This window comes from Micromonospora sp. NPDC002411 (genome assembly GCF_053592955.1).
On the sequence record NZ_JBSFBM010000397.1, the window covers coordinates 1 to 5562 of the forward strand.

Sequence of the window (5562 nt, forward strand, 5' to 3'; positions counted from 1 at the left end):
CCTCGGGGGCGCGTCGGCTGGTCGAGATCTGCGCGGGGCTCCCGCTTGCGGTGCGCATCGTCGGATCTCGGCTCCGGGCCCGCCCCAGCTGGACGCCGTCCGCCCTCGCCGACCGCTTGGCGGACGAGAATCGACGACTCGACGAGCTGCGGCTGGGCGACAGGGCCATCAGGTCGACCTTCCAGTCCACGTACGACGAATTGAGCGACGTGGACCGGCTGGTGTTCCGGCGAGCCGGGGCGCATCCGGGTGTGTTGTTCGGCGTCGAGTCGGCGGCCCGTCGGTGCGGACTTGGTCGACGGGCCGTGCAGGATGCCTTGGACCGGCTGGTCGACGCCTTCCTGGTCGAGGCGCCGACACCGTCGAGTTATCGGCTGCACGACCTCCTGCGGTTGTTCGCTGCCGAGATGCTTGAGCGGCAAGAGACACCCGACGACCGTGCTGCCTGTCTGATCCGGCAGCTGGATTGGCTGCGGGACGTGGCCGCTTCCGGCGGCGACGTCGCGTATGAACGCGACAACATCCTGGCCGTGCTGCGCACCGCGGTTGCGGAGGGACTCACCGATCAGGCGTGGGCACTGGTGGAGGCGGTACACCCGCTGCTGACCGCAGCCGACGACCACGTTTACCGGCTACAGCTGTGGCGTTCGGTGAAGCGAGCGGCAGCCGATGAGCGGAGAAGGGTGCGGGCATTGCGATGGGTCTCGCATTCCTACGGACTGGCCGGCGAGGTCGAGCGTGAGCTGGCCACGGCGCAGGACGCCGTCGCAGTCGCCGAGCGACTCGGCGATCCGGGAGAGCTGGCACAGACCACGCGTCGGCTGGGCGAGGCGCTGCGGGCGCACGGCAGTTCGGATGAGGCGGAAGAGCAGTTGCTCCGGGCCCTGCGACTGTTCCAACGATCGCACGCCGTCGAGGAGGAGATCGAGGTTCGCTCCGCCCTGGGCGTCCTCTACAACACCCTTCATCGTCCGGAGCGCAGCATTCCCGTACTGGAACGAGCGGCAGTGCTCCTTTCGGCGCCGGAGACGGCTTTGCACGGCTACGTGCTCCTGGGGCTGGCCGCAGGACACAAGCTCGCCGGCCACCCGACGGAGGCGTCTGCCCTGACGAGGCGGGCCTTCAGCATTGCCGACCGTCTGGACGACGAGTTCCTCCGCGGATATTGCCTCCATGAGCGTGGCTGGCTCGCTGTGGAGGACGAGCGGCACCGTGACGCCGAAAAGGACTTCCGCGCGATGCTGGAGATCTTCCTGCGGATTCGACATGGCGCCGGGGTAGGCGCGGCGCACCAAGCCCTCGGATCGGTCGCTGCCGCTCAGGGCCGTCGGGACGAGGCATCACAGGCGTTCCGAGCGGCGATCAACGAGTACGAGAGGCTGGGCAACAGCAACCTCGCCGACGAGGCCCGGAGTTCCCTGTCGGCGCTGGATTCGCCCTCCCGGAACCCATCAGGCTCCTGATCCTGGACGCCCGTCAAAGCGGGTCCGGCCTTCTGGCCTTGCCGATCACGCCGAGGTGGGTGTGCTCGAATCCTTCGGCTGTCTTGAGGCCGTAGCCGAGGCCGCGATCGACGGCGATGTGGAACACCCAGGCAAGTGCCAGAACTCCGAGCCAACCGATCGGGTCGCCGAACCCGGCCGCGGCCACGGCTACCGCGCCCAGCGCAGCCGGCAACGCGTAGGAGTGCGCAAGGTTGTAGCAGAAGGCCCCGAGGCGTGGCCCGCGCAGGTAGCCGAGCATGGACAGGTCGAAGACGAGGAAGAGGGCAAGCAGCGACCACCACGGGTACCCGGCGGTGACGGTCACGACGACGGCGAAAGCCGCGACGACGAGGCCCTCGACGCGCTGTACTGCGACCGGACTCAGATACGGCATCTCCCACCTCGATGTCGGTCAGGGACACTGGTGGGTGGTCTTCCCGTCGATGGCCTGACCTCGGGAAGAGGATAGACCGGGGGTGACGACCCTCGTGCTTCGTTGATGGACACAGCTTCGTCGAAGGCGACCAGCCGCCCCGCCGCCGTCGGGCCGGATCCACGGGCGCTGGCCCGGGTCGAAGACCTCCGGCAAGCCACGGACGCACTCGGCGGCGTGCAAGCAACGCCTCGCCTCGAACGTGACAGTGATCTTCTGGCCCTCGTACGTCTTCTTTTCGGTTGGGCTGCTCATGCGGCCTCCGTCGTCGCCATGATCGGCCGTACAGTCCGTTCAGTCACTGACCCTGCTGTGGGCCTGGTACACCAGGTCCTGATACTCGGGGTGCCTGGCGATCCATCCCGCGATAAATGGGCAGGTGGCCAGGACCAGCAGGTGCGCGGCGCGCGCCTCGTCGAGGGCGGTGCGAGCCAGCGCTGCCCCGACTCCCCGGCCCTCGTACTCCGGCGAGACCTCGGTGTGTACGAACGCGACGAGTTCGGTGGTACGGATGTACTGCGCGACGCCCGCGACCTTGGAGTCTCCGTCGACGCGTGCCTCATATCGCTTGGCCTCGGGGGCATCGCTCACTCTTACTGCCATCTGTTCTCCATGTGTCTTTGGCGTGGATCTCAAAGCCACGCTGGTTCGGTCGTTGATGTGTCACTTGGTGCGACCGGCCTCCTGGACCGACCCGTTGTCAGGACTCGGTGGGCGGGCGCAGCCATCTCCGCGTCGTCTCGGTGAAACGCGCGCTCCAGCGGTCACCACCCAGTGTGCGTCAGCAACCGGACGCGACCAGTGACACCGCGTCACGTGCGGTGATGACACGGCGCCACTACCGGGTCAGCTGCATACGGTGCCGGGAGGACCTCGACCCCTGCAGGTCATTGAGGGGTACCGGACGCCGAACTCCGGCATGGCGCCCGCGTTCAGACCTCCGGCCATGCGCATGTGCAGGCGCAGCCCGCGCGATCGACGGCGGGTACGTCCCCGATGGGTGTCCTGCTTCGGGGGAGCGGGTCGTCCCGGACCTCACGTTCGGGACGAGCCGCTCGCAGCGCCTGGGTGACCTGCATCCCAACCCTTGCCGAATCACGCCGCTGAGTCGGTGACCGCCACTGCACGGTTCCTTCTGGCACCGCAGGCCGATGGAACCACACTTCGCGGCGCCTGAGGTTCGGCGACGGCTAACCGGTCCGGAGCCGCTCGGACAGCTCGCAGACCGCCGCCTCGTATCGATCGTCCGTCACGCACGGCTGATGACCGCACATCGGGGGCCACACTGTGTCACGGCCTCGGGCATCGAGCTCCTGCGGATCCCGAAGCCTACGGTCCACCTCGGACCGCTGCCGCAGCGCGTCGTCGTCACCCCCGCGTCCGGACGTGAAGATCCAACTGCCGATGGGATCGGTGTCACGCCACAGGTTCACCCAGCGCCAGCCCAATCGGCAGCCGGCCTCACTCAGCACATCCCTGCCCACGTACGCCGGGAACAGCGTGCTGTAGAGGCGTCTCAGCGGTGAACCGTGCGTCAGCAGGGCAACCTTGGAGAGCACGGACGGCTCCAGTTGCAGGACGCTCGCCAGGGCGAGTACCGACCCGTGGCTGTGCGCCGCTACCAACACGTACCTTCCTTGCCGGACCAGCATGCTGATACGGCACGCGAGTTCGGGCACGGCGCGCTCGGCGTAACACGGTGGGGCGAAGGGGTGAGCGGCACGCGGCCAGAACATTCCGAGATCCCAGAGCATGCCGATGTAGCGACGAAAAGTGGTCGTACGGTAGGCGAACAGCCCTCCGAAGAACAGACCGAGAAACAGCAACGCCATCAGGTAGCTTCCCAACTGAGTGCCCGCGCTGACGAAATCGGACGGCAGGCTGACCAGGCCCTCCACGGCGACACTGGGCTGCAACTCGTCCAGGGCCAAAAGTGTGAAAGCCAGGCTCAGTGCGACGAGGCAGCAGTAGGTCAATCCGAGCGGACACAGCCGTTCCGTGAATTGCGCCCGGGCGATTGCGTCGCGCACTTGTGTCCGCCGTCGGGCGGTCCCCGCATCTGCCTCAGGAAAGTCGCGCGCGACGATGTCGTCCGCTGACCGTCGTCGGTTCCTCCGCGTGAACAGCACCATCACCGCACCCGCGACCGCTGCGCCAATGACCGACACGAAGAACCCGAACATCGTCCACTTGTATGCCAGAACAGGGCTGGTGGGCAGCACGTCGGGGGTGGGCAGATCGCGGTCGAGGTAGTCCGATACGCGGTAGTTGAATTCGGTGGCGAAGATGACCGCCAGTCCCACCGCCAGACACGCGAACAGCGGCGCACCCGACCAGCGCAGCCTGCCCAGGCTGCCCTCCCGGCCCACCAGCGCGGCGATCCCGAGCAGCGCGAGCAGGACGCCCTGCGTCCCGAAGAGCAGGACGACCGCGACGTCGTGGCCGGGCAGTCCGTTTTCGGCGGGCCATTCGCCGCGGTCGAACGCGACCCGCCCGATGACGGCGATCGTCACCACCACGGCAGTCGACCGCAGGGCATGGACCATCCCATCGACCACGGGGGTGCCGGCTACGGCGTCGATGACGGAAGGTACGCACGCCAGTACGACAATGACGACAAGGGTGAGCGCGGCGCAAAAAGTGAGCAGGACGTCGAGGAGGCTCGGTCCACGCGCAGCCCACAACGCCGCAATCAGACTGAGATCGAGCACAGCGAGACCGGCCGCCACATGGATGGAGCGAAGTCGCACCACACCCGGCGTGGCGTTACGTGTCCCGATCGCGCCCAGTGCCGTGTCGCCCGGCTCGCCTGTAGGTGGGATGAAGTTGTCGTACCAGTGGCCGCACCGGGAGCCCACCAGCCACAACACCCAGATCGCGGCGACGGGCACCAGCGACAACAGCGCAATGCGCAATCCGACCGGTTGACCGCCGAGCCAGGACAGCCAGGTCCGGCCCCCGAGGCAACTACCCAGGGACATGCACTTGCACGCGAGCAGGTCCAACGCCACGCCGACGAAAGACAAGACGTACAGGGCCGTGAGGCTCAGGCCGATCAGCCGGCAGCCTACCCAGACCACACCGCCGCTGACCTTCGCCCTCGGCCGCATCCATGCCGCGACGTTGCATGCCATGAACGGCAACAGCAACACCAGCGACAGCGTCCTCGCGGCGGCTCCGCTGCGTAGATCGCTCCACCGGTACGTCTCCAACACCACGCCGCAGGCGCCTCGGGAGTCACCATAGCCTCTGCGGGGCCGGTAGAAGCCGCCCTTGCTGTCGCCGGCGACCCGCTGCACGTGCGGCCGATCCAGGATGTCATCCGCGCCGGCACCCATCACGCCGTGCACCCGCAACTCAACGACGTCACCCGGGGGGTGGCACCCACCCCGTGCACGGCGCGGCGATGATTCCGGCATTCCTACCTCGCAGGCTGGGACAGGCCTCGGAGCGAAGCGCTGGCCAGCCGCGCATACCCGAAGAGGCCCATTACAGACGGGGGATCCCCACCACCCTTTGTCTACGCCGACAACCCGGGGTCGTTCGGACGTGGTGATCACGGTGAGTGCGGCGTCGGCGCCGAGCAGCCCTTCCGGGGGACGGCCGAAGAAGAGCATGGCCAGGGGCATCTCGGCCGTGTCCAGC

The 5562-nt window shown here is 67.7% G+C and carries 5 protein-coding genes; 1 reads left to right on the top strand and 4 read right to left on the bottom strand.

The window, feature by feature from the left end; genetic code table 11:
• The first annotated feature begins 209 nt into the window (after positions 1 to 209).
• Positions 210 to 1463: a hypothetical protein gene (locus ACWCO3_RS30645; protein WP_450013355.1), complete on the top strand. Its 1254-nt coding sequence runs from the start codon at positions 210 to 212 to the stop codon at positions 1461 to 1463.
• A 13-nt stretch (positions 1464 to 1476) separates the two neighbouring features.
• Here the strand turns inward: ACWCO3_RS30645 and ACWCO3_RS30650 are convergent, their stop codons facing one another.
• The 4 genes from ACWCO3_RS30650 to ACWCO3_RS30665 all read right to left on the bottom strand — a co-directional run bounded on the left by ACWCO3_RS30650 (position 1477) and on the right by ACWCO3_RS30665 (position 5267).
• Positions 1477 to 1878, bottom strand: coding sequence for a DUF4260 domain-containing protein (locus ACWCO3_RS30650; RefSeq protein WP_145783377.1), 402 nt, complete (start codon positions 1876 to 1878; stop codon positions 1477 to 1479).
• An 18-nt stretch (positions 1879 to 1896) separates the two neighbouring features.
• Positions 1897 to 2172, bottom strand: a complete 276-nt coding sequence (locus tag ACWCO3_RS30655; protein WP_145783375.1) for a (4Fe-4S)-binding protein — start codon at positions 2170 to 2172, stop codon at positions 1897 to 1899.
• Positions 2173 to 2211: 39 nt separating this feature from the next.
• Positions 2212 to 2559: a GNAT family N-acetyltransferase gene (locus ACWCO3_RS30660; RefSeq protein WP_450013358.1), complete on the bottom strand. Its 348-nt coding sequence runs from the start codon at positions 2557 to 2559 to the stop codon at positions 2212 to 2214.
• 548 nt (positions 2560 to 3107) lie between these two features.
• The gene (locus ACWCO3_RS30665) at positions 3108 to 5267 is read right to left on the bottom strand and encodes a hypothetical protein (protein ID WP_358163159.1); all 2160 of its coding nucleotides are present in this window, start codon (positions 5265 to 5267) and stop codon (positions 3108 to 3110) included.
• Positions 5268 to 5562 lie beyond the last annotated feature (295 nt).

What these genes read in the sequence shown, in the direction of transcription:
- ACWCO3_RS30650 (WP_145783377.1), bottom strand. Translation starts at nt 1,878, where the DNA reads ATGCCGTATCTGAGTCCGGTCGCAGTACAGCGCGTCGAGGGCCTCGTC.
- ACWCO3_RS30655 (WP_145783375.1), bottom strand. Translation starts at nt 2,172, where the DNA reads ATGAGCAGCCCAACCGAAAAGAAGACGTACGAGGGCCAGAAGATCACT.